Raw genomic sequence first — 23,141 nt, 5'->3', positions numbered from 1 at the left:
ATATTTAATCTAGAGTTTCATTAATAAGATTAGAAGCTTTAAGCATTTGATCAAATTCTTCAGAAGTTAAACTTCCATAATAAAAATTTCTAGGATTAATCTTTTCTCCATCTTTAAAAATCTCATAATGTAAGTGAGGAGCAACAGATCTTCCTGTACTTCCTACATAGCCAATAACATCTCCTCGTTTTACTTTCTGGCCTTTCTCTACATTATATTTACTTAGATGTGCATATAAACTAACATAATTAAAGCCGTGATCAACACGTATATGTTTTCCATAACCAGAAGAATTAGCATCTGCACGGGTTACTACACCATTACCAGAGGCATAAACAGGAGTTCCTGTACTAGCCGAAAAATCCATTCCATAATGAAATTTTCTTGCTTTGGTAAAAGGATCACTTCTCCATCCATAACCAGATGCCATACGTTTTAAATCCGAGTTTTGTATGGGCTGTATAGCAGGAATTGTAGCTAACAGTTCTTCTTTTTTCTCTGCCAAAGATGCAATTTCATCAAGGGATTTTGATTGAACTACAATCTGTTTGGTTAATTTGTCAATACGTTCACTGCTTTCAACAATAATATCAGAATTTTCAAAACCTTCTAGATTCTTATACCTGTTCACACCACCAAATCCGGCATTACGTAATTCACCAGGAATAGGGTTAGCTCCAAAATAAAGGCGATATATATTATCGTCACGTTCTGCGATTTCTTTTAAAATATTTTCATCACGCTTCAATCTTTGATTCATTAAATCATATTGAAGCTGCATATTCTCAAGCTCTCTTTTATAAGCTTTTTCTTTAGGAGTCTCTAATTGAGGGATGTTAAGATAAATAAGAAGAAGGACAAAACCAGCTAAAAAAGAGCTAATAACTCCTAATGCAGCTATACCAAATTTACGCCCTTTCTTTTGCTCTATTCTTCGATAAGAAAGCGTCTCACTATCATAGTAATATTTAACCTTTGACATAATCTAAAATATGCTATTTTTGCAGGATATTAACCAATACATGGTTTATAATAAACCAAGACATCGCAACAAATATAACAAATTGTTGCAAAGTCCGGAAAAAACTGACAAATATCGAATTAGAATCTTTTTTTAAAACAACGCAAAATAGTGATCGCGATTGTATTAAGTGTTTTATTTCGAAAAATAGTAATAAATAGAATTCATGAAATCCCAAGAAATAAGAAATCAATTTTTAGAGTTTTTTAAATCCAAAAAACATGGCATCGTGCCTTCGGCACCTATGGTGATCAAGGATGACCCTACTTTAATGTTTACTAATGCCGGGATGAACCAGTTTAAAGAATTCTTTTTAGGTAATGGTATTCCAAAAAGTAATAGAATAACAGATACTCAAAAATGTTTGCGTGTAAGTGGTAAACATAATGATTTGGAAGAAGTAGGTATGGATACCTATCATCATACCATGTTTGAAATGCTTGGGAATTGGAGTTTTGGAGATTATTTTAAAAAAGAAGCAATCCAATGGGCCTGGGAATTGTTGACCGAAGTATACGGTATAGATAAAAATATTCTTTATGTTTCTGTTTTTGAAGGCGCCAAAGATGAAAATCTGGATATGGATAAGGAAGCCTATGATCTCTGGACAGCTATTGTTCCAGAAGAACGTATCATCATGGGGAATAAGAAAGACAATTTCTGGGAAATGGGAGATCAGGGACCTTGTGGTCCTTGTTCTGAGATTCATGTAGATATCCGTTCAGATGAGGAAAAAGCTAAAATTCCTGGTCGGGATTTGGTGAATATGGATCATCCACAAGTGGTAGAAATCTGGAATCTGGTTTTTATGCAATATAATCGAAAAGCGGATGGGTCATTAGAGAAGTTACCAGCACAGCATGTAGATACCGGAATGGGATTCGAACGTTTATGTATGGTATTACAAGGAGTGAAGTCAAATTATGATACTGATGTTTTTACGCCCATAATTCGAGAAATTGAAACGATTACCAATTCTACATATGATAAAAATAGCTTGCCAACCGATGAGGATGGAAAAGTAAGTGTTGCAATTCGTGTTATTGCCGATCATGTAAGAGCTGTGTCATTTTCTATTGCAGATGGCCAACTGCCTAGTAATACAGGAGCAGGATATGTGATCCGAAGAATTTTGCGTAGAGCTATTCGATATGGCTTTACTTTTCTGGATACTAAAGAACCTTTTATCTATAAGCTGGTAGAAACACTTAGCAAACAAATGAGTAAAGCTTTTCCCGAATTGAAAGCTCAGAAAAACTTAATCACTAATGTGATTAAAGAAGAAGAACAATCTTTTTTAAGAACATTGGATCAGGGACTAGTATTGTTAGAAAATGTAATCAAGAATACCCAAGGAAATATAATCTCTGGAGAGAAAGCTTTCGAGCTGTATGATACTTTTGGTTTTCCGATTGATTTGACAGCTTTAATTTTGAGTGAGCAGGGATATGAATTAGATGAAAAAGGATTTGAAGTAGAACTCCAAAAACAAAAAGATAGATCCAGAGCGGCATCACAAGTAACTGCCGGAGATTGGAAAATATTACTAGATGATACTACTACAGAAAATTTTATTGGATATGATCATCTTACAACAAATGTAAAAGTAACCCGTTATCGCAAAGTAAATAGTAAGAAAGATGGAGAGCTGTATCAGTTGGTATTTGATAAAACACCATTTTATCCTGAAGGAGGAGGACAGGTTGGAGACAAAGGATACTTAGAAGTGCCTAATGGTGATGTTGTATATATAATAGATACCAAGAAAGAAAATAATCTTATTATTCATTTTACTAAAAACTTGCCTAAACATATAGATGAGACTTTGACAGCTGTAGTAGATGAAAAACAACGTTCAAGATCTGCTTCGAATCATACAGCAACACATTTGATGCATCAGGCATTGCGTACAATTCTGGGTACGCATGTAGAACAAAAGGGATCGATGGTTCATAGTGGTAATTTGCGTTTTGATTTCTCTCATTTTGCTAAAATGACTACTGAAGAATTGAAAGAAGTTGAGCATTTTGTAAATGCTAGAATCCGTGAGCAGCTTCCACTAGAAGAACAGCGTAATATTTCTTATGATCAGGCAATAGCAGAAGGTGCTATTGCACTATTTGGAGAAAAATATGGAGACACCGTAAGAGCCATACGATTTGGAGAATCTATGGAACTTTGCGGAGGTACTCATGTAAAAAATACCAGTAGTATATGGCATTTTAAAATTGTATCAGAAAGTGCAATTGCGGCAGGGATTCGTAGGATTGAAGCAATTACGGGAGATGCAGCAAAAGAATACTTTACAACTCAATCAGAAGCGTATGGAGAAGTAAAAGCAGTTCTTAAAACAAAGGACCCTTTAAAGACCATTGTGTCATTACAAGAAGAAAACACAAGTCTGAAAAAACAAATTGAAGCCCTTCTTAAGGATAAGGCCAAAAACCTGAAAGGAGATCTAAAATCAGAATTTGAAGACGTAAATGGAGTTAAATTCCTGGCTAAAAAAGTAGATTTAGATGCTGCAGGGATTAAAGACTTGTCTTTCGAATTAGGAGGTGAACTTGAAAATATTGTAGTGTTCTTTGGATCGGATCAGAAAGGTAAGGCTTTGTTATCATGCTATATTTCGAAAAATTTGGTAGATGAGAAAAAATTGAATGCAGGACAGATGGTTCGTGAACTTGGTAAGTATATTCAAGGTGGTGGTGGTGGACAACCATTTTTTGCTACAGCAGGAGGAAAGAACCCTGCAGGTATAGAAGAAGCATTAGATAATGCAAAACAATATTTGAAATAATCTTATAACTATAAAACTCTTCCTCTTCGGAGGAGGGAGAGAGTAAGGAGACTTATGAACCTACAGACCAAAATAAGACTACAGTCTCAAGAACCAAAAATTGATTATAATTCAGAGTTTTTACTGTTAGGATCATGCTTTGCAGAAAATATAGGAGAGAAGTTCGAATACTTTAAGTTTAAGAATAAGATCAATCCATTTGGGATATTATTTCATCCTAAGGCTATAGAAACATTTTTGTGGATGGCTACTCAGGGAGAAAAATATACCGATACCGACTTGTTTTATATCAATGAACAATGGCATTGTTTTGATGCACATTCTTCTTTAAGCAATGCTGATCAAAATGTAGTATTATCTAATTTGAATAATGCATTAACAGCTACAAGAGAGAGTATTATATCTGCGACACATATTTTTATCACTCTAGGTACTGCATGGGTATATCGATTAAAATCTCTGGATATGGTGGTAGCGAATTGCCATAAAATTCCGCAGCGAGAGTTTGAAAAAGAATTGTTATCTGTAGAAGAGGTCAATCAATGCCTTCAGAATTGTATACATTTAATTAAAGGTGTTAATCCATCAGTAGAAATTGTATTTACCGTTTCTCCTGTGCGGCATAGTAAAGATGGGTTTGTAGAAAACAATAGAAGTAAATCTCATTTAATCACATCGATACATCAAATTATTCATGAGAATAAAAATCTAAGCTACTTTCCTTCTTATGAAATCATGATGGATGAACTTAGAGATTATCGATTTTATGATTTAGATATGATTCATCCTAGTAGTTTGGCTATCCACTATATCTGGGAACGTTTTTCCGAAATTTGGATTTCTGAAAAAACTATTCAAACCATGAATAGAGTTGAGGAAATCAAAAAAGGAATGATGCATAGGCCGTTTAATCCAAAAAGTGAACAACATGTGTTATTCTTACAGAAGCTAGAAGCAAAAAAATACCAGTTATATAAAGAATATCCTCATATGATTTGGGGGTAAATAATTATTTATATTTAAAATAGAAGAGGTTGCTATAATACATATAGCAACCTCTTTTATAATGTGTTTAATTACTAGGAATAAACAGTGGTGATAAAGTCACTGTTGCATTACCTCGAGCACCAACGTGATTAGTATAAGTTGTGTTTTTTTGAATAGTATATAAAGAGTCTACATAATCATCATTGTTAGTATACCATTCATCTGGCATTGCTTGTATAATAGCTCCTGCTACTTGTCCAAGTACATTTACCCATGGTTGTCCAGAAACAGTACCAATGATTTGAAAAATACCATCAACAATAATGGTAACCAATTGCTTAAAGTTGTAATTATCATCTTTTTCGAATAATTGGATATTTGCTGCCTGGTATTTATAATCGTCCCAGAAAAGCATGATTTGGTTAGGATAATATGTTGTGCCTTCATAGTCCAGATAATACATAGGTATGATCTTTACTTCGGCTTCATTACTGGTATTTTTTATTCCAGAAGTGATAGCATAAACCTCTGCAGCACCACTGATCCAGGGTTCCTCATCTTGATTTAAACGTATTTGATCTAATTTGGTTGTTTCAAGTCCCGAATTGGCTTTTGAAGAAGGGCTTAAGTCCATTTTAGCAGACCTAAAACGATCATTTTGTAATCCGGCAGTTTGTAACTGCTTATTCATATAATCAACCTCTGCTCTTAAGGTTTCATAGCCTTTGGTTTCTATAACAAGTACCGGTACATTAGGTGCATCTTTAACGTCAAGAAAAACGGTTTCTCCATCAAGAGTATATGCTTCAATTTTCGACCATGATTTTTCATCACCTTTGGGAGCAAATGATACCAATAGATCAGCATAATTTACCGATTTATTACTTGGTCTTTGTAGCCATAACTCTGGGATTTCTATATTGTCTGGAGTTTCATTAGATTTAAGCTGATTATCTGCTTTATCTACTACCTTTTTTAAAGATTGATACGATTTCTGATCCGATATGAAAGCGTTTTCTTTTAATAATTTAGATAGCTTAATGCCTGGTGTGTGATCTTTGGCTAATGCTTCTACAATATTAGTCTTAAACTCTGTATTGGTGAGTAAATCAATGAGATCAAATGCGATCCTTTTTTTGTCTATACTATTCGTGTCTCGAACTACGTTAGTTTCGTTAACGACTGTTTCTTCGGTTTCACAATTAAAAAATAACAAGGAAACGAGAACTACATTTAAAAGTAAAAATGATTTTTTCATAATTAATATACTTAAGTTAGTTTTGTCTTTTAAAATTATGAAAATGATATTGTATTTACTTGATTTATAGTGGATTAAATACTCAAAAGAAATGTGGTTAAGCCATAAAAAACGATAAGTGTTTTTTTGTTTTTTATATATTTATTATGCATGCATATAAAATTACATTTATTATTTAAAGTGTTGATTGTGAGGCGCTTGATGTTTTATTGTTGTTTTCGTTTAGGAATTTTAGAAAAACACACACCCTTATGATAGCAAACTAAAAATTCTAGAAGCTATGATTTTTGATGAAGTAATTTAAAAAAAAAGAAATGGTATTCTATACTGTAAACTCCGAGTTGATTACGGTATCAATACCACTATTGATTAAATGTTGAATTTTAGGTCTTTTGGACTGTATGTTTTTAAGGTGTTCTAAAACCTGTGAAGCAAATGTTGAATCTCTATCATAAACTAATTCATAAATCTCTAAACAAAGTAACCAATCATCAATATGCTCTTTTTCTAAAATTTCGAATGCAGCTTCTAGCGAAAACATAGCATTTTTTCCTTCCCTAATGTTTTTAACAGACGAGTATAAAGAATGTAAGTCTTTTTCCTTTTCAGAATATGTTCTTTGCGCAGTAACCGATGAAGGATTATGGGTTACTAAATCAAATGAGTTATCATCTGCAGGACCAGAGAAAGCTGAAACTATTTCTTTTCCAACAGCCAGATCAAAAGTACCCCATTCTGGTTTAAAAAGATATTCGTCTTTATATTTAATGGTGCATTCGCTAAACTGAATTAAAATTAATTCACCTTTAATGTTCCTTATCCCAGTAATATTCGTTCCTGCAATAGTGATTCCACTTTCGAATTCGAATTCTATGTATTCCCCATCATAAAAGTTATAAGCTTTCAGATCCCTTGGAGACATGTTTTCTATAGCAAGATTGATACCCTTTAATTTTCCAAGAGGAGATCTGAGTCCGTTAGAATGAGTTTCTATGCCATGACCTATAAGCTCTTTTTCTCTAAATGAAAGTGCTGTCGGGCCATTAGTTTCAAAATAAATAACCTCATTATCCTCATTTTTTATCATTCGGGTAAATACTCCTGAGACTTGTAAACCAGTACTTAGCTCTATTGTTCCTAAATTTTGTGATTCAATTAGTTTTGCAAGCCCTCTGTGTCCGCCTTTTCTTAAAGCCATAGTATCTGCAAACTCTTCTAACACCTGACATAAATAGGCAAAATCTGGCGTTACAAAGAGTTGAGGTTGTGGTTTGGTGATGTCAAAATCCTGAAAAGCAGCATCAGGAGAGTAAGGCAGTTTTTTTACATTGTTAGTCATACACCACTCACTTTCTCCAATCGAGGAAAGTAATCCGGCACCATAAATCCTGGGCTCATCTACTGTGCCAATTAGACCATATTCAACTGTCCACCAATGTAGGTTACGTATCAAAGCCATTTCTGAAGGATTTTCTTTCTGGTTTTGTAGTTCCTCTATTTTTCTTTCTGCTTCCTCTATCTCTTTTGGATCCGTACCATATGCTTCTTTTAGAATAGAAAGTGTACGCACGGCTTCATACATATCATAATCTTTTTTAGAAGAGATAGCTTTACAACCAATTTTTCCGAAACGACGCAAGTATTCTGCATAATCAGGATTAGCAATGATAGGAGCGTGTCCTGCTGCTTCATGAATTATATCAGGAGCAGGAGTATATTCGATATTTTCTAATTGCCTGATATCTGATGCAATAACAAGAATATTATATGCCTGAAATTCCATAAATGCATTAGGAGGAATAAATCCATCAACAGCTACAGCCGCCCATCCAATTTCTTTTAGGATTCGATTCATTCCATACATACTTGGTATTTCATTGATCGAAATTCCGGTCTTTTTAAGGCCATTTAGATATGAATTATGGGCAACTTTGGTAAGTGAAGTAGTATTTTTACGCATAACATACCTCCAAACTGCTTGATCTATGGGTGTGTATTCTTCATAATTTTGTGGTTTTATGAACTGTTTTAAGTGTGCAGGAAGCCTGTCGATTAAGGGATTAGATGCAATATTTAGAGACATATAAAGAAATTAATTTTTGATCAAGACAATTTAATTGGAAAATTAATAGTTTTATTTTGATATTGAAGTATTCTTAAATAGTTAAATTTGTTTTATCAATTTTAAAAAATAGATGGTTGTGAGAATTAAGCTGATAGTATTAGGATTATTATTAGGTACATTAGGAATCAATGCCCAGGTTACTAATGATAGAGAACCTACAAGTTGGAGTATGCAAAACAAAAAAAGCATAGTTCCGATGCTTATGAAAAGTTTTGATTTAAATAGAATCAATGCAGAAGATGCTAAGAATGATTCAGATAAATCAAGACCATGGAGATTTGGTTATGAACTTAAAGTAAACCTAGGTCTTAAAAATTCGGGAGTATGGGACGAATTACCTAATGGAGATAGGATATGGCGTATTAATATTATATCTAAAGGTGCCAAGACATTAAATTTCATTTTTGATACCTATAAAATACCTCGAGGAGCTACGGTGTATCTTTATAATAATGATAGGTCTGATCTTTTAGGTGCATATACAAATATTTTTAACAGACCTGATCAGATGCTAGGTACATGGATGGTAGAAGGAGATAATGTTTGGGTAGAATATTTTGAGCCTGCTTCTGTTGTTGGTAAAGGTCAGTTAAACATTGCTAAAGTAATTCATGGGTATCGCTCGATTACAAATACTCAAATTCAGCAAAAAATAGATGAATCAGGAGATTGTAATCAGGATGTAGATTGCTCTGTTGGAGAGGATTTTGACGAGTTAAAAGATAGATTGAAGCATGCTGTCGCTTTTGTACTGATGGACGGTTTTGTTTGTACAGGAACATTGATTAATAATACGAAGAATGATAAAGCGCCATATTTTTTGACAGCTAATCATTGTAATGCTGGTAATGAATCTACGTGGGCATTCCGTTTTAATTGGATTAGTCCTAACCCTTCCTGTGCTACTGTTACAGGTAGTACAGATGCTGCAGTAAACCAAACAACAAGTGGAGCTACACGATTAGCTTCGAATGCAGAATCTGATTTTAAACTGTTGAATTTAGATGGAGGTTTAGATGAGTCCTGGGATTTAGAATGGGCTGGATGGGACAAAAGAGATATTGCAGCAAATTTTGCAGTTGGGATTCATCACCCTAGTGGAGATATAATGAAAGTATGTAGAGAAAATGTAGCTCTAGTACAAGTAAAGACTAATATTGGAGGCTTAACTGCTCCCGTTGATTCCTGGCAGGTAACGGATTGGGACCTTGGAGTTACAGAAGGAGGATCTTCTGGTTCTGCTCTTTTTAACCCAAGTGGTAGAATAGTAGGGCAACTTGCAGGAGGAGGAGCCGCTTGTTCGGGAACAAATGATAATGATCTTTCAGATTTTTATGGTAGGTTTAATGTTTCGTGGAGTTTTGGTAACTCAGATTCTAACAGACTTTCTAATTGGTTAGATTCTGATAATACTGGAAGAGAAACATTAGATATGCTTTCTCAAGAAAATGATGGTACCCCACCGCCACCAATTGATCCAGAGCCTGAACCTGAAGAAGAAAAGGTGTTAGCCGTTTCTTTTAATGCTTCTGATGCTATAATTAGTATTACTAATACAGTAGAGGGTAAATTAGAATATTATCTTTATAACATTTCTGGAATGGTTGTAGGTTCTGGGAAATTGTCTGAGGAAAAAGGACAAATTGATATGTCAGATAAATCAACAGGAATGTATTTTATTTATGTTAAAAATACATCTGATGGTACTTCTTTTACTAAAAAAGTAATTGTAAGTAAGCAATTCTAGATATAGAATAATAATATTTAAAGAGTTATTCTTTGGATCTTACACCAGAGAATAACTCTTTATTGTTACTGTCTTTTAGGACTAGAGAATCTTCTGTCAGGATTCTGGTTTTAACTTCAACAAGAGTTTTAAAAAATTCTTTTTCTATTGCTGCATTTTTTTCACAATACATTTTTGTTGCAATAGGGAAGCTAAAAGAAATAGTTCCGTTTTCTTCGGTATACTTAGATGAAAACGTGTTACAGCCAGCGTGGCCATAAGCAGAGCTTTGTTCTTCGTCAAAAGTGATGTGTAACTTTCTCTCAGAAACATCTTTCCCGTTAAGAAGAGTGATGAAAAAAGTTGCCTTTTTAGTAACCTGACTTTCTTTTTCCTGATTTTTGACTGCTGCATTATTTTTGTTGGCACAACTATTTGTGTTTGAAAATACCACGAAAAACAAAATGATCATTAAAAATTTCATGAGTCTAGATTCTTTTTATGGTTAATATAGTATTATTTATAAGATAAATTGGTCGTATTCTCTGTTTTTGGTAACAAAAATGTATGTTATATGAGATTAAAATTTATTTTTGAGTGGAAAACAAAATACCTACCATAAAATGAATATAGTTAAGGTTTTTCATACCAGCTTCACTTTATTAGGTGAGCCTGTCGAAAATAATTACTATGTGAATTTTTCTGACCAATAAAAATGATAAATCGAAACAGATGAGACCCGAAAGCAGAAAACAAGAAATTATAAATGCAGCGGCTATTCTTTTTAAAGAAAAAGGATATAGTGCGGTAACTATGAGAGATTTGGCAAAAGCTATGGGGATTAAAGCTGCAAGCCTGTATAATCATATTCAGTCGAAACAAGAAATATTGTCTACTATCATAATTGGACTTGCAGAAGAATTTACTGTGGGGATGAATAAAATTGTAACTTCTGATGAAAATACAATCCAAAAACTGGAAAATATTATTGACTTGCATATAGATGTGACTTTACGAAATGCAGATGGTCTGGCTTCACTTAATAATGATTGGATGCATCTTGAAGAGAGTAATCTGCAATACTTTGAGAAAATGCGAGAAGAATATGAAGATAATTTTAGGGATATAGTAAAGAAAGGATTAGAAAAAGGAGAGATTAAACCCTATAATGTTGAAATTATGGTTTTTTCTACACTCTCTACCTTAAGAACATTGTATTTGTGGTATCCCGAACAAAAAGAGATTGATTCTGATATCTTGAAACGCGATATGATATCGGTGCTGCTTAAAGGGGTAGCATGATCAATATTTTAGTATAGTAATAAAATTAACAAATAATTATTTGTGTATCAAACTAACAATTGTTAGTTTTGTTTAGCTATAACTATATAGTTAAATTAAGATATGACTGATTTTTATTCTATTCGCGTTTCTGAGTTAATTAAAGAAACTAAGGATTGTACATCTATTACTTTTGATATACCAGAAGAGCTTAGGAGTGCATTTTTGTTTAAGCAAGGTCAGCATCTTACTCTAAAAACATCTATAAATGATGAAGAGGTAAGACGCTCTTATTCCTTGTGTTCAAGCCCTGTCGAAAATAAATGGCAAGTGGCGGTTAAACGAATTGATCAGGGATTGTTTTCTAACTTTGCAAATGATGTACTTAAAGAAGGAGATGTTATAGAAGTAATGCCTCCTATGGGAAACTTTTTTGTTGAAGTAGCCCCGTCAAAAGCTAAAAACTATATTGTTTTTGCTGCAGGAAGTGGTATTACACCTATATTATCCATACTAAAAACTCACCTTGCTTCTGAGCCAGAAAGTACTTTCAAGCTCTTTTACTTGAATCGGAACGCTAAATCGATTATCTTTAAAGAAGAGATAGAAGCACTTAGAAATAAGTATTTTGGCAGAGTAGAGATATTCTATTTTTTAACAAAAGAACAACGGGATATACCATTGCTTAATGGGCGATTTACAGAAGAAAAGATACAAGAACTTACTGATAAAGTAATTGATATATCCAGTGTAGATGAATGCTTTGTCTGCGGTCCTGAAGAAATGATCTTTTTGATTAGAGACGGATTGGTGAATGCAGGATTGTCAAAAGAGAAAATTCATTATGAACTTTTCTTTTCAGGTGTTTCTGAAGAAGATAAGAAAAAAGCAGCAGAAGTAGTTGATCATAAATTTGATGGAACTGAAGTTACTATTATAGACGGAGGAAAAGAGTTTCACTTTGCAATGGATGATGATCACGATAATATATTAGATGGAGCATTGGCCTCTGGAGCAGATTTGCCTTTTGCTTGTAAAGGTGGAGTGTGCAGTACTTGTAAATGTAAAGTTATTGAAGGAGCAGTAGAAATGAAGGTGAACTATGCACTAGAAGAAGATGAGGTTGCTAAAGGTTTAGTATTATCTTGCCAGGCTGTTCCTACCACAGAAAAAGTAGTGGTTGATTTTGATGTATAAAACTCAAGTGTTATGAGCGAAAAAGAAATAAAAAACCAAGGGACGGAGCAGAGTCGAAGTCTAGAAGAAATCTTTGAGCAAAAAATTGCCAGAGATGAAAAGATCGAGCCTAAAGATTGGATGCCAGAAAAATACCGGAAAACTCATATTCGGCAAATTTCTCAGCATGCACATTCCGAAATTATTGGAATGCTGCCAGAAGGAAACTGGATTACTCGTGCACCTTCCTTAAGGCGTAAAGTAGCTTTAATAGCTAAAGTTCAAGATGAGGCCGGGCATGGATTATACCTATATAGTGCATGTGAGACTTTAGGGATTTCTAGAGAAGAACTATATGAACAATTGCATACAGGTAAAGCAAAATACTCTAGTATATTTAATTACCCTACAATCACTTGGGCAGATATGGGAGCAATTGGCTGGCTGGTAGATGGTGCAGCAATTATTAATCAAGTACCACTATGTAGTACTTCTTATGGGCCATATGCAAGAGCTATGGTACGCGTATGTAAAGAAGAGAGTTTTCATCAACGCCAGGGGTATGAAATAATGATTACGTTGGCGAATGGTACTCCAGAACAGAAAGAAATGGCACAAGATGCATTAAATCGATGGTGGTGGCCATCGTTGATGATGCTAGGACCTATAGATGCAGAATCTGTGCATACTGCTCAATCAATGAAGTGGAAATTAAAAAGAAAAACTAATGATGAGTTACGTCAGCAGTTTATTGACCAAACCGTTCCGCAAGCAGAATTAATAGGACTTACTATTCCAGATCCAGATTTAAAATGGAATGAAGAAAAGGGGAGTTACGATTTTGGAGAAATAGATTGGGACGAATTCTGGCAAGTAGTAAAAGGTCATGGACCTTGCAATAAGGAACGTATGACAGCTAGAGTTAATGCCTGGGAAAAAGGAGAATGGGTAAGAGACGCAGCTATGGCTTATGCCAAAAAACAAGAAGATAAAAAGCTTAAAAAAGCAATATAATAATTCTGAATTCAGAATTCAAAATTCATAATTATGAAAAATAACTGGCCACTTTGGGAAGTATTTGTAAGAAGTAAAAATGGTTTAGAACATCGTCATTTTGGTAGTATTCATGCAGCCGATGCAGAAATGGCTTTAGAAAATGCCAGAGATGTGTATACTCGAAGAAATGAAGGAGTAAGTATATGGGTAGTAGAATCTAAACATATTACAGCATCAAACCCTGATAATAACGGAGAATTATTTGAACCCGCTCAGGATAAAGTGTATAGACACCCTACGTTTTATACATTACCCGATGAAGTAAAGCATATGTAATTTTTGCAACTGCAAGAATTACAATTCCTGTGAATACAGGAGACTTACTATTTGAAATTAAAGCTATTTAAATAAGATACCCAATTTTATGGGCTGTATTATGAAAAACGAGAATAAAATACAATATATCTACGGTGTAGCAGATAATGCCTTGATCCTCGGTCAACGATTGTCAGAATTGTGTGGTCATGGACCAAACCTGGAAACAGATATTGCAATGACTAATATGGCATTGGATTTATTAGGTCAAACACGAAGTTATTATCAATACGCGGCTCAGCTTTCGGGAGAAGGGAAGACTGAAGATGATATTGCTTTTTTGAGAATAGAAAGACAATACAAAAACGTACTTCTTGTTGAGCAACCAAACAAACACTTTGGATATGTGATTACAAGACAGTTCTTCTATGATGCTTTTCATTTATTATTATTAGAAGAATTGCAAAATAGTGATGATGAAACATTAGCAGCAATTGCAAAGAAAGGAATTAAAGAAGTGAGTTATCATCAAAGATTTTCTTCTGATTGGATGAAAAGATTAGGAGATGGTACAGAAGAAAGCCATCAAAAAATTCAGGAAGCTGTTGATGACTTGTGGAAGTTTACAGATGAACTATTCCATATGACAGATGATGATAAGATTGCTGTAGAGAATGGAGTTGGAGTTAATACTGAAGCTTTGCGAGAAAAATACGATCAAAGAATTAGAGAAGTATTTGAAGAAGCTACTATTACCATGCCAGAAACAAAATGGTTTCAGAAAGGTGGTAAACAAGGTATTCATAGTGAACATATGGGGTATTTACTTTCAGATTTACAATATATGCAACGTACCTATCCTAATATGAAGTGGTAAAATAATATAGAATACTGAGTTTAGAATATTGAATGATGAAGAGAAATAAAACTTCAACCTTTGGTGTTAAATATTCGATATTCAATATTTATTATGACAATAGAATTAGAGAAACATATCGATCCAACGCTGATTCCAATTTTGGAAAAAGTTCATGATCCCGAAATTCCGGTATTGTCTATTATGGATATGGGAGTCGTTCGCTCTGCTCAAATGATAGAAACTATTGCTCAGGTTACAATTACTCCAACGTATAGCGGTTGCCCCGCGATGGATGTGATAGGAGACGATATTATTAATGCTTTTGCAAAAGAAAATATAGAAGCCAAAGTTACTTTGGTTTTATCACCAGCATGGACGACCGATTGGATTACTCCAAATGGTAGAGAAGCACTAGAAAAATATGGGATTGCTGCACCTTTAAACGAGAAAGCTGATAAAGAAGCACTACTTGGAGGTAAAAAAATAGTAAAGTGCACCCAATGTGGCTCAACAAATACAAAAATGATAAGTCAATTTGGTTCAACAGCGTGTAAAGCACTGTTTCAATGTAATGATTGCTTAGAACCTTTTGATTATTTCAAATGTCTTAAATAATGATGCTCGGATTAAGAACAACAATATATAAAGTTAGTGATCTGGATAAAGCCAAGAAGTGGTATTCAGAAGCGTTTAATACAAAGCCTTATTTCGATGAACCTTTTTACGTGGGATTCAATATAGGAGGATATGAGCTTGGATTACTTCCAGAAGAAACCTCTTCAGAAGCAAAATCAGATGGTGTGCTTTCATATTGGGGTGTAGAAAAGATTGATGCAACATATCAAAGATTACTTGATTTAGGAGCTACAGAACATGAGAAACCAACAAATGTAGGAGGAGAAATAGTAGTGGCGTCGGTAAAATGCCCATGGAATAATAGTATCGGAATAATTTATAATCCACATTTCAAAATAGAGAACTAAATATGCCTTCAATCCAATTGCACATTGATAATGGAATAGCGAAAATAACGTTAAACCGTCCAGAAACTTTTAATAGTTTTAATAGAGAAATGGCCTTGTTGTTACAGAAAACATTAGATGAGTGTAATACTAATGATGAAGTAAGAGCCATTATGCTTACTGGTAACGGAAAAGCATTTTGCGCTGGTCAGGATCTTAAAGAAGTAACTTCTCCCGAGTTGAATCCAGGTTTTAGAAAAATATTAGAAGAACATTACAATCCAATAATTCAAAGGATAAGAACTATCGAAAAACCGATTGTGGCAGCTGTAAATGGAGTTGCTGCAGGAGCAGGAGCTAATATTGCATTGGCATGTGACATCGTTATAGTTTCAGAAGCTGCAAGTTTTATCCAGGCATTTAGTAAAATCGGACTAATTCCGGATAGTGCAGGAACTTTTTTTCTACCTAGATTGATTGGCTTCCAAAAAGCTTCTGCCTTAATGATGTTAGGTGATAAAGTGAGCGCAAAAGAAGCAGAGCAATTAGGAATGGTTTATAAAATGGTTGAAGTAGAAACTTTTGAAGAAGAGGCTATTAAATTAACTTCAAAACTAGCACTAATGCCTACCAAAGCGTTGGGATTGACCAAAAGATTACTAAATCAATCCTTGGTAAATACGCTTGAAGAGCAATTAACAATGGAGTCAGATTTACAGATAGAATCTGCAGAAAGCGAAGATTATGCAGAAGGGGTAAATGCGTTTATTGAAAAAAGAAAACCAATATTTAAAGGTAAATAAATAGAAATATCCAATAACGAATAAAAGAATATCGAATACTAAAGTTTTAAGTGTGAAAAACTATAAATACGATTTAGAAGAAAGATTGATTAAATTTTCAATTGATGTTATTCTAGTTTTTGGAAAATCAGAAGATAATTTTGCTTCTCAACATTTATCTAAACAATTAATACGTTCTTCAACTTCTGCTGCATTAAATTATGGAGAAGCTCAAAGTGCTGAGTCACCGAGAGATTTCCTTCATAAAATGAAAATATGTTTAAAAGAACTAAGAGGATCACTTGTGAATTTGAAAATTCAAAAAGGAACGAATCAAGTTATAGATATTGATAAGTTAGAATTAATTATAAAAGAAAATAATGAACTCATAGCGATTTTCGTATCTAGTATTCGAACATCGCAAAATAAAAATAAGTAATGAATGCTAATAGACTTACTGAAAATAAATATTTCAGTATTCAATATTTAACATTCGATATTCGAAATTAATTATGATTGTTGGAGTAATAGGATCAGGAACAATGGGAAGTGGTATCGCTCAGGTAGCCGCTACTTCTGGTTGTGAAGTAAAATTGTTTGACACGAAACAGGAAGCGTTAGATAGAAGTAAACAAGCTTTAGAAAAAATTCTTTCCCGTTTAATTGAAAAAGGAAGGATTGATCAAGCAGAGAAAACACGTATTCAAGGTAATATTTCTTATGTTGATTCTTTAAAAGACCTTAAAGATGCAGATCTCACAATCGAAGCTATTATAGAGAACCTGGATATTAAAAAGAAAGTATTTTCAGAATTAGAAACATACGTTTCTGAAAATACAATTATCGCATCCAATACCTCTTCTTTATCTATAGCATCCATAGCATCTTCATTAAAAAAACCAGAGCGATGTATAGGTATCCATTTTTTTAATCCAGCTCCCTTAATGAAACTGGTTGAGGTAATTCCTGCAGTACAAACTTCGACTCAGGTTACAGATAAAGTAGTGAGTATCATCAAAGATTGGAAGAAAATAGTAGCCTTAGCCAAGGATACTCCTGGATTTATTGTGAATCGTGTAGCACGGCCTTTTTATGGAGAAGCTTTACGTATTTATGAAGAAGGCTTGGCAGATGTAGCTACTATAGATTGGAGTTTAAAAACTTTGGGTGGATTTAGAATGGGCCCTTTTGAGTTAATGGATTTTATAGGAAATGATATCAATTATACGGTTACAGAAACTGTTTTTAAAGCATTTTACTACGACCCCCGATACAAACCTTCTTTTACGCAAAAGAGATTGTCTGAAGCAGGATATCTGGGAAGAAAATCAGGCAAAGGGTATTATGAATATGGCGAAAATGTAATAAAGCAAAGCCCTAAAGAAGATAAAGTACTGGCGCAATACATCTTTGATAGAGTATTGGTGATGTTGATTAATGAAGCAGCAGATGCACTGTTCTGGAATATTGCCTCGGCAGAAGATATCGATATTGCAATGACCAAAGGAGTAAATTATCCAAAAGGATTGTTAACCTGGGCAGATGAAAAAGGAATGGATTGGTGTGTCAATATGCTAGACAATCTTTATAACGAATATCACGAAGATCGATATCGATGTAGCCCGATATTAAGAAAAATGGTGAGAGAGAATCGAACTTTTTTTAATAAAAAACTAGTTGCAGATAATTAATCTACCCGTATGATAAAATCAGAAAGAATTCCTCATAAGATGTTATCTCAAGATGCTTTTAGCCAATGGTTAGGTATCGAAATTATCGAAGTCGAAAAAGGAAGATGTAAAGTAGGGATGACGATTAGGAAAGAAATGTTGAATAGTATGAATAAAGCTCACGGAGGAATATCTTATAGCTTGGCAGATACAGCTTTTGGTTTTTCGGCAAATACTCATGGTAAATATGCAGTATCTATAGAAACCTCGATCAATCATATCGAAGCTTTGGAAGAGGGAGATTATTTAACAGCAGAAGCTACAGTTGATATTACTAAGACCAAAGTAGGTTTTAATATTGTAGAAGTTAAAAGAGGAAATGATATCGTTGCTCTTTTTAAAGGAGTAGTATACAGAACCAGTAAGGACTGGGAAGAATAAATATTAAAAGTGAAACCGTTTACTGTAAAAGTGAACAATTTTATTATTCCGATTCTTTGACTTAACACAGAATAAACTAAAGATCAGAATCTCTAATTGAAGCAAAATAGAATTTAAAATATAAAACCGTAAAATGATAAATGTAAAAGTGATTCGGATATATAAGATTACACTTTAGAATTTATGATTTAACATTTAAAATTTAAACTTTTGAAAGAAGCATATATAATAGACGGAATCCGTACTCCTATAGGAAGTTATAAAGGAACATTATCAGCAGTGAGAACTGATGATTTAGGAGCTTTGGTAATAGAAAAGTTAGTAGAAAATAATCCAAATATTCCAAAAGAGGCCTATGATGATGTCATTTTAGGATGTGCTAATCAAGCCGGTGAAGATAATCGTAATGTAGCCAGAATGGCTGCATTATTAGCGGGATTACCTTTTACCGTTCCGGGAGAAACGGTAAATCGTTTATGTAGCTCGGGACTGTCTGCAATAATTCATGCAAATAGAGCAATAAAAGCAGGAGATGGTGATCTGTTTATTTCGGGAGGAGTAGAAAATATGACACGTGGCCCATACGTAATTGCAAAATCATCATCAGCCTATGGTAATGATTCTAAAATGTATGATTCTAGTTTTGGATGGCGATTTGTAAACCAAAAAATGCATGACCTATACGGTACAGACGGTATGGGAAATACTGCAGAGAATCTGGTAGAGAAATATAATATCTCAAGAGAAGATCAGGATACTTTTGCATATTGGAGTCAGATGAAAGCGACCAATGCCCAGAAATCCGGGAGACTAGCTAAAGAGATTACTACAGTCGAAATTCCACAACGCAAAAAAGATCCAATCCTGTTTTCTGATGATGAGTTTGTAAAACCAACAACGACCAAAGAAGTGTTAGCAAAATTACGCCCGGCCTTTAAAAAAGAAGGAAGTGTAACTGCAGGAAACTCTTCAGGATTAAATGATGGAGCAGCAGCTACTATTATAGCATCAGAAGACGCAGTAAAAAAGTATAACTTAAAACCACTGGCCAGAATAGTAAGTTCTGCAGTAGTGGGAGTAGAACCCAGAATTATGGGAATTGGCCCTGTTCAGGCATCTAATAAAGCGTTAGAGAAAGCAGGAATTACGATGGATGATATTGATGTTATAGAGCTTAATGAAGCTTTTGCTTCACAAGCATTGGCATGTATACGAGAATGGGGATTAGCAGATGACGATTCTAGAATAAACCCTAACGGGGGATCTATTGCAATAGGGCACCCATTAGGAGTGACTGGTGCTAGGATTGCATATTCTGCAGCTTTAGAATTACAACAACAAAATAAACGATATGCTCTAATTACAATGTGCGTGGGAGTAGGTCAAGGGTATGCTTGTGTAATTGAAAATACAAATATCTGATTTATGAAAAAACTAGAAAGCTACATAAACGGAAAATGGACTTCGGGTTCTGGAGATGGAATCGTAATGCACGATGCCGTAACAGGTGAAGTTATCGGTATGTCTTCAACAGAAGGATTAGATATCCCCGAGGTATTACAATACGGAAGAACCAAAGGAGGAGAAATTCTTCGAAAAATGACTTTTCAACAACGTGGTAATATGCTTAAAAAACTAGCATTATATCTTACCAAACGTAAAGAAGAATTTTATGAACTAAGTTACCGTACGGGAGCAACCCGAGTAGATAGTTGGATCGATATCGAAGGAGGTTTTGGTAATCTTTTTGCCAACGCATCATTACGAAAACTATTCCCTAATCAACCTTATCATGTAGAAGGAGATCCTATAGATTTGTCTAAAGGCGGACGATTTATGGCACATCATATTTTGGTGCCTAAAAGAGGGGTAGCAGTACATATCAACGCTTTTAATTTTCCTATTTGGGGAATGCTGGAGAAATGTGCTGTTAATTGGATGGCAGGAGTTCCTGCAGTAGTACTGCCAGGACCACAAACCGCATATTTAACTGAAGCAGTAGTGCGAGTAATTATAGATTCAGGAATACTACCAGTAGGAGCATTGCAGCTTCTTAGCGGAATGACCAAAACGATTCTGGATACAGTAGAATCTCAGGATGTAGTAACTTTTACAGGTTCTGCACATACAGGAAGAATGCTGAAAGCGCATCCAAGATTAGTAGAAGAATCTGTTCCTTTTACTATGGAAGCAGATTCATTAAATGCTTCGGTGCTAGGAAAAGATGCTGTACCGGGTACACCAGAGTTTGACTTATTTATCAAAGAAGTTAGAAAAGAAATGACTGTAAAATGCGGTCAGAAATGTACCGCCATACGTAGAATTATAGTACCTTCTGATCTTATCGAAGATGTGCAGATTGCTTTAGGTCAACAGTTAGATAAAGTTACTGTTGGAGATCCAAGATTGAAAGAAGTACGAATGGGGGCTTTGGCAAGTCAACAACAAGTAGAAAGTTTTAAGAATAATATCTCCGAAATAGCCAAAACTGCTCAGATGGTATATGGTGATTTAGATAAACTTGAAACAGTTGGAGCTGATGCTCAAAAAGGAGCATTCGTGAGTCCGATTTTGATGAGAGAAGATCATCCATTCAAAAATACAAACGCTCACACTATTGAAGCATTCGGCCCGGTTGCAACCATTATGCCTTATGATACTCTTGAAGATGCTATTACATTATCTCAAATGGGTAAAGGATCATTGGTATCTTCTATTTTTACATACGATGATAAAATAGCCAAAGAATATATAGTAGAAGCAGCTTCTCATCATGGTCGTATCCTAGTTGGTAATCGAGAAAATGCAAAACAGAGCACTGGTCATGGTTCGCCGCTACCATTGCTTACACATGGAGGCCCAGGACGTGCCGGTGGTGGCGAAGAAATGGGGGGAATACGAGGAATCAAGCATTTTATGCAACGTTGTGCCATCCAGGGAACACCAACCACACTTACAGAAGTAACAGGTATATATCAAGCTAATTCTGCATATAAAGAATCAGAGAATCATCCGTTCTCGTATCATTGGGAGGATATTGAGCCGGGGATGTCACTAAAAACTCATAAGCGTACTATAACCGATACAGATATCATTGGTTTTGCAAATCTTACCTGGGATCATTTCTATGCCCATACCGATATCACATCTTTAGAAGGAAGTATTTTTGAAAAACGTACCGCCCACGGATATTTTATCCTTGCAGCAGCTGCAGGTTTGTTTGTGTATCCTAATAAAGGTCCGGTAGCAGCGAATTATGGATTAGAAGAATGTAGATTTTTAAGACCGATCTATCATAATGACACAGTATATGTTAGACTAACCTGTAAAGAAAAAGTAGATCGTGATGTTGCAAGTGCAGAGCACCCTAGCGGAATTGTAAAATGGTTTGTAGAGGTTTTTGATACTGAAGACGAGTTAGTAGCTATTGCTACCATTTTAACGATGGTGCAGAAAAAACAAACCTCTCTTGTAGAAATGACTGAAGCAAAAATTAAGGAATGTTTACATAAGCTAACCACAGATGCTAAACCAAAATGGGGAATCATGACACCCCAGCATATGGTTGAACATCTGGAGTATACATACAAAATTGCTTCTGGAGAAATTCAGGATTTCGAGATTGCAACGCCAGAGAAGATTCTGGATAAAGTACATAATAGTTTATATAATTATGAAGCTTTTCCTAAAAACACAGACTTTCCATTGCTTAAAAAAGGAGAGTTAGAAGAGCTAAAGCATCCTGATCTTGAAACAGCTGTAACAAAGCTGAACGAAGCAAGAGAAGTGTATAAAACATATTTTAAGGAAAACCCAGATGCAATACTAAAAAATATTGTTTTCGGAGAGTTGAACAAATATGAATGGTATCTGTTAGAAAGAAAACATTTAAACCATCATTTTGATCAATTTAATTTGTTGGATTAAGAAGTTTTAGAAAAGAAAATATAAACCATAAAATTTAAAATTTAAGTTGACACAACCATACGTAAACATAAACATAGAAAATCAGGTAGGAACCATTGAGTTTTTTCATCCTGCTCATAACTCTTTACCAGGAGATATTTTGGCTAAGCTTGCTCAAACAATTACTGATGCTGGTAATAATGATGACATCAAGGTAATTGTATTAAAAAGTGGAAGAGACAGAACGTTTTGTGCCGGAGCCAGTTTTAAAGAATTGATCAATATTAATGATGCCGAAACCGGAAAAGTATTTTTCTCTGGTTTTGCTAATGTGATCAATGCTATGCGTAAATGTCCAAAATTTGTTATTGGGCGAGTACAAGGAAAAACTGTTGGTGGTGGAGTTGGATTAGCTTCTGCAACCGACTATTGTATGGCGACAAAATATGCATCCATAAAATTAAGTGAACTTAATGTAGGAATAGGACCATTTGTAGTAGGACCTGCGGTAGAACGTAAAATTGGATTGTCTGCGATGACGCAGATAGCGATTGATGCCAATTCATTTTATGATGCAGAGTGGGCTAGAGATAAAGGGTTATTTACCAAAGTTTTTGAAGATATAGAAACATTAGATGCTGAAGTAAAAGCTTTTGCAGAACATTTATGTACCTACAATCCAGAGGCAATGAAGGATATGAAACAAGCATTTTGGAAAGGAACAGAGGATTGGGATACACTTTTGGCAGATAGAGCCGTAATTAGCGGAAGATTGGTCCTAAGTGACTTTACAAAAGAAACATTGAAACGATTTAAATAATAAATTCCTGCCTACG

At 34.6% G+C, this 23,141-nt stretch carries 21 protein-coding genes; 17 read left to right on the top strand and 4 right to left on the bottom strand.

What is annotated here, in order from left to right:
- Window positions 1-4: 4 nt before the first annotated feature.
- Window positions 5-982 (bottom strand): M23 family metallopeptidase, encoded by a 978-nt coding sequence (locus tag Z054_RS0124865; RefSeq protein WP_024772722.1) that lies wholly within the window; start codon window positions 980-982, stop codon window positions 5-7.
- A gap of 205 nt (window positions 983-1,187) precedes the next feature.
- On the opposite strand from Z054_RS0124865, the gene alaS reads away from it, so the two are divergent.
- Both alaS and Z054_RS0124855 read left to right on the top strand, forming a co-directional pair.
- Complete coding sequence (gene alaS / locus Z054_RS0124860; RefSeq protein WP_024772721.1) at window positions 1,188-3,821, top strand: alanine--tRNA ligase; 2,634 nt, start codon at window positions 1,188-1,190, stop codon at window positions 3,819-3,821.
- A 54-nt stretch (window positions 3,822-3,875) separates the two neighbouring features.
- Complete coding sequence (locus tag Z054_RS0124855) at window positions 3,876-4,826, top strand: GSCFA domain-containing protein (protein ID WP_024772720.1); 951 nt, start codon at window positions 3,876-3,878, stop codon at window positions 4,824-4,826.
- A gap of 67 nt (window positions 4,827-4,893) precedes the next feature.
- On the opposite strand, the gene Z054_RS0124850 is transcribed toward Z054_RS0124855, so the two are convergent.
- Together Z054_RS0124850 and Z054_RS0124845 are read right to left on the bottom strand one after the other, a co-directional pair.
- Entirely contained in the window at window positions 4,894-6,066 is a 1,173-nt protein-coding gene (locus tag Z054_RS0124850; protein ID WP_024772719.1) for a DUF3103 family protein, read from the bottom strand.
- A 322-nt stretch (window positions 6,067-6,388) separates the two neighbouring features.
- Window positions 6,389-8,149, bottom strand: a complete 1,761-nt coding sequence (locus Z054_RS0124845; protein WP_024772718.1) for an aromatic amino acid hydroxylase — start codon at window positions 8,147-8,149, stop codon at window positions 6,389-6,391.
- Between the two features lie 118 nt (window positions 8,150-8,267).
- On the opposite strand from Z054_RS0124845, the gene Z054_RS29205 reads away from it, so the two are divergent.
- A complete protein-coding gene (locus Z054_RS29205; RefSeq protein ID WP_024772717.1) occupies window positions 8,268-9,938 on the top strand; it encodes a T9SS type A sorting domain-containing protein in 1,671 nt (556 codons plus the stop codon).
- Window positions 9,939-9,963: 25 nt separating this feature from the next.
- Here Z054_RS29205 and Z054_RS0124835 read toward each other — a convergent pair whose 3' ends face one another.
- The gene (locus tag Z054_RS0124835) at window positions 9,964-10,401 is read right to left on the bottom strand and encodes an META domain-containing protein (RefSeq protein ID WP_084050582.1); all 438 of its coding nucleotides are present in this window, start codon (window positions 10,399-10,401) and stop codon (window positions 9,964-9,966) included.
- Window positions 10,402-10,649: 248 nt separating this feature from the next.
- On the opposite strand from Z054_RS0124835, the gene Z054_RS0124830 reads away from it, so the two are divergent.
- From Z054_RS0124830 to Z054_RS0124765, 14 genes are all read left to right on the top strand, one after another.
- Window positions 10,650-11,219, top strand: coding sequence for a TetR/AcrR family transcriptional regulator (locus Z054_RS0124830; RefSeq protein ID WP_024772715.1), 570 nt, complete (start codon window positions 10,650-10,652; stop codon window positions 11,217-11,219).
- Window positions 11,220-11,321: 102 nt separating this feature from the next.
- Window positions 11,322-12,395, top strand: coding sequence for a 1,2-phenylacetyl-CoA epoxidase subunit PaaE (paaE, locus tag Z054_RS0124825; RefSeq protein ID WP_024772714.1), 1,074 nt, complete (start codon window positions 11,322-11,324; stop codon window positions 12,393-12,395).
- 12 nt (window positions 12,396-12,407) lie between these two features.
- Entirely contained in the window at window positions 12,408-13,388 is a 981-nt protein-coding gene (gene paaA / locus Z054_RS0124820; protein ID WP_024772713.1) for a 1,2-phenylacetyl-CoA epoxidase subunit PaaA, read from the top strand.
- A 33-nt stretch (window positions 13,389-13,421) separates the two neighbouring features.
- Window positions 13,422-13,706 carry a 1,2-phenylacetyl-CoA epoxidase subunit PaaB gene (paaB, locus tag Z054_RS0124815; RefSeq protein WP_024772712.1) on the top strand — a complete coding sequence of 95 codons (285 nt, stop codon included), beginning with the start codon at window positions 13,422-13,424 and terminating at the stop codon, window positions 13,704-13,706.
- A gap of 100 nt (window positions 13,707-13,806) precedes the next feature.
- Entirely contained in the window at window positions 13,807-14,562 is a 756-nt protein-coding gene (gene paaC / locus Z054_RS0124810; protein ID WP_024772711.1) for a 1,2-phenylacetyl-CoA epoxidase subunit PaaC, read from the top strand.
- A gap of 93 nt (window positions 14,563-14,655) precedes the next feature.
- Complete coding sequence (gene paaD / locus Z054_RS0124805) at window positions 14,656-15,159, top strand: 1,2-phenylacetyl-CoA epoxidase subunit PaaD (protein ID WP_024772710.1); 504 nt, start codon at window positions 14,656-14,658, stop codon at window positions 15,157-15,159.
- Window positions 15,159-15,527, top strand: coding sequence for a VOC family protein (locus Z054_RS0124800; RefSeq protein ID WP_035093485.1), 369 nt, complete (start codon window positions 15,159-15,161; stop codon window positions 15,525-15,527). Before paaD ends, Z054_RS0124800 begins: the two co-directional genes overlap by 1 nt.
- A 2-nt stretch (window positions 15,528-15,529) precedes the next feature.
- Entirely contained in the window at window positions 15,530-16,309 is a 780-nt protein-coding gene (locus Z054_RS0124795) for an enoyl-CoA hydratase-related protein (RefSeq protein ID WP_024772708.1), read from the top strand.
- 52 nt (window positions 16,310-16,361) lie between these two features.
- On the top strand, window positions 16,362-16,727 hold the full coding sequence (locus Z054_RS0124790; protein ID WP_024772707.1) for a four helix bundle protein: 366 nt from the start codon (window positions 16,362-16,364) through the stop codon (window positions 16,725-16,727).
- 73 nt (window positions 16,728-16,800) lie between these two features.
- On the top strand, window positions 16,801-17,979 hold the full coding sequence (locus Z054_RS0124785) for a 3-hydroxyacyl-CoA dehydrogenase NAD-binding domain-containing protein (RefSeq protein ID WP_024772706.1): 1,179 nt from the start codon (window positions 16,801-16,803) through the stop codon (window positions 17,977-17,979).
- A gap of 9 nt (window positions 17,980-17,988) precedes the next feature.
- On the top strand, window positions 17,989-18,399 hold the full coding sequence (locus Z054_RS0124780; RefSeq protein WP_174412250.1) for a PaaI family thioesterase: 411 nt from the start codon (window positions 17,989-17,991) through the stop codon (window positions 18,397-18,399).
- Window positions 18,400-18,609: 210 nt separating this feature from the next.
- Complete coding sequence (gene pcaF, locus Z054_RS0124775) at window positions 18,610-19,821, top strand: 3-oxoadipyl-CoA thiolase (protein ID WP_024772704.1); 1,212 nt, start codon at window positions 18,610-18,612, stop codon at window positions 19,819-19,821.
- A gap of 3 nt (window positions 19,822-19,824) precedes the next feature.
- Window positions 19,825-22,326: a phenylacetic acid degradation bifunctional protein PaaZ gene (paaZ, locus tag Z054_RS0124770; RefSeq protein ID WP_024772703.1), complete on the top strand. Its 2,502-nt coding sequence runs from the start codon at window positions 19,825-19,827 to the stop codon at window positions 22,324-22,326.
- A 46-nt stretch (window positions 22,327-22,372) separates the two neighbouring features.
- A complete protein-coding gene (locus Z054_RS0124765) occupies window positions 22,373-23,125 on the top strand; it encodes an enoyl-CoA hydratase/isomerase family protein (protein WP_024772702.1) in 753 nt (250 codons plus the stop codon).
- Window positions 23,126-23,141: the final 16 nt, after the last annotated feature.

Origin of the sequence: Aquimarina macrocephali JAMB N27 (genome assembly GCF_000520995.1) — a bacterium.
In the GTDB taxonomy this organism is placed as follows: domain Bacteria; phylum Bacteroidota; class Bacteroidia; order Flavobacteriales; family Flavobacteriaceae; genus Aquimarina; species Aquimarina macrocephali.
The sequence above is the reverse complement of the archived record's forward strand: the minus strand, read 5'-3'. Positions and strand labels throughout refer to the sequence as shown.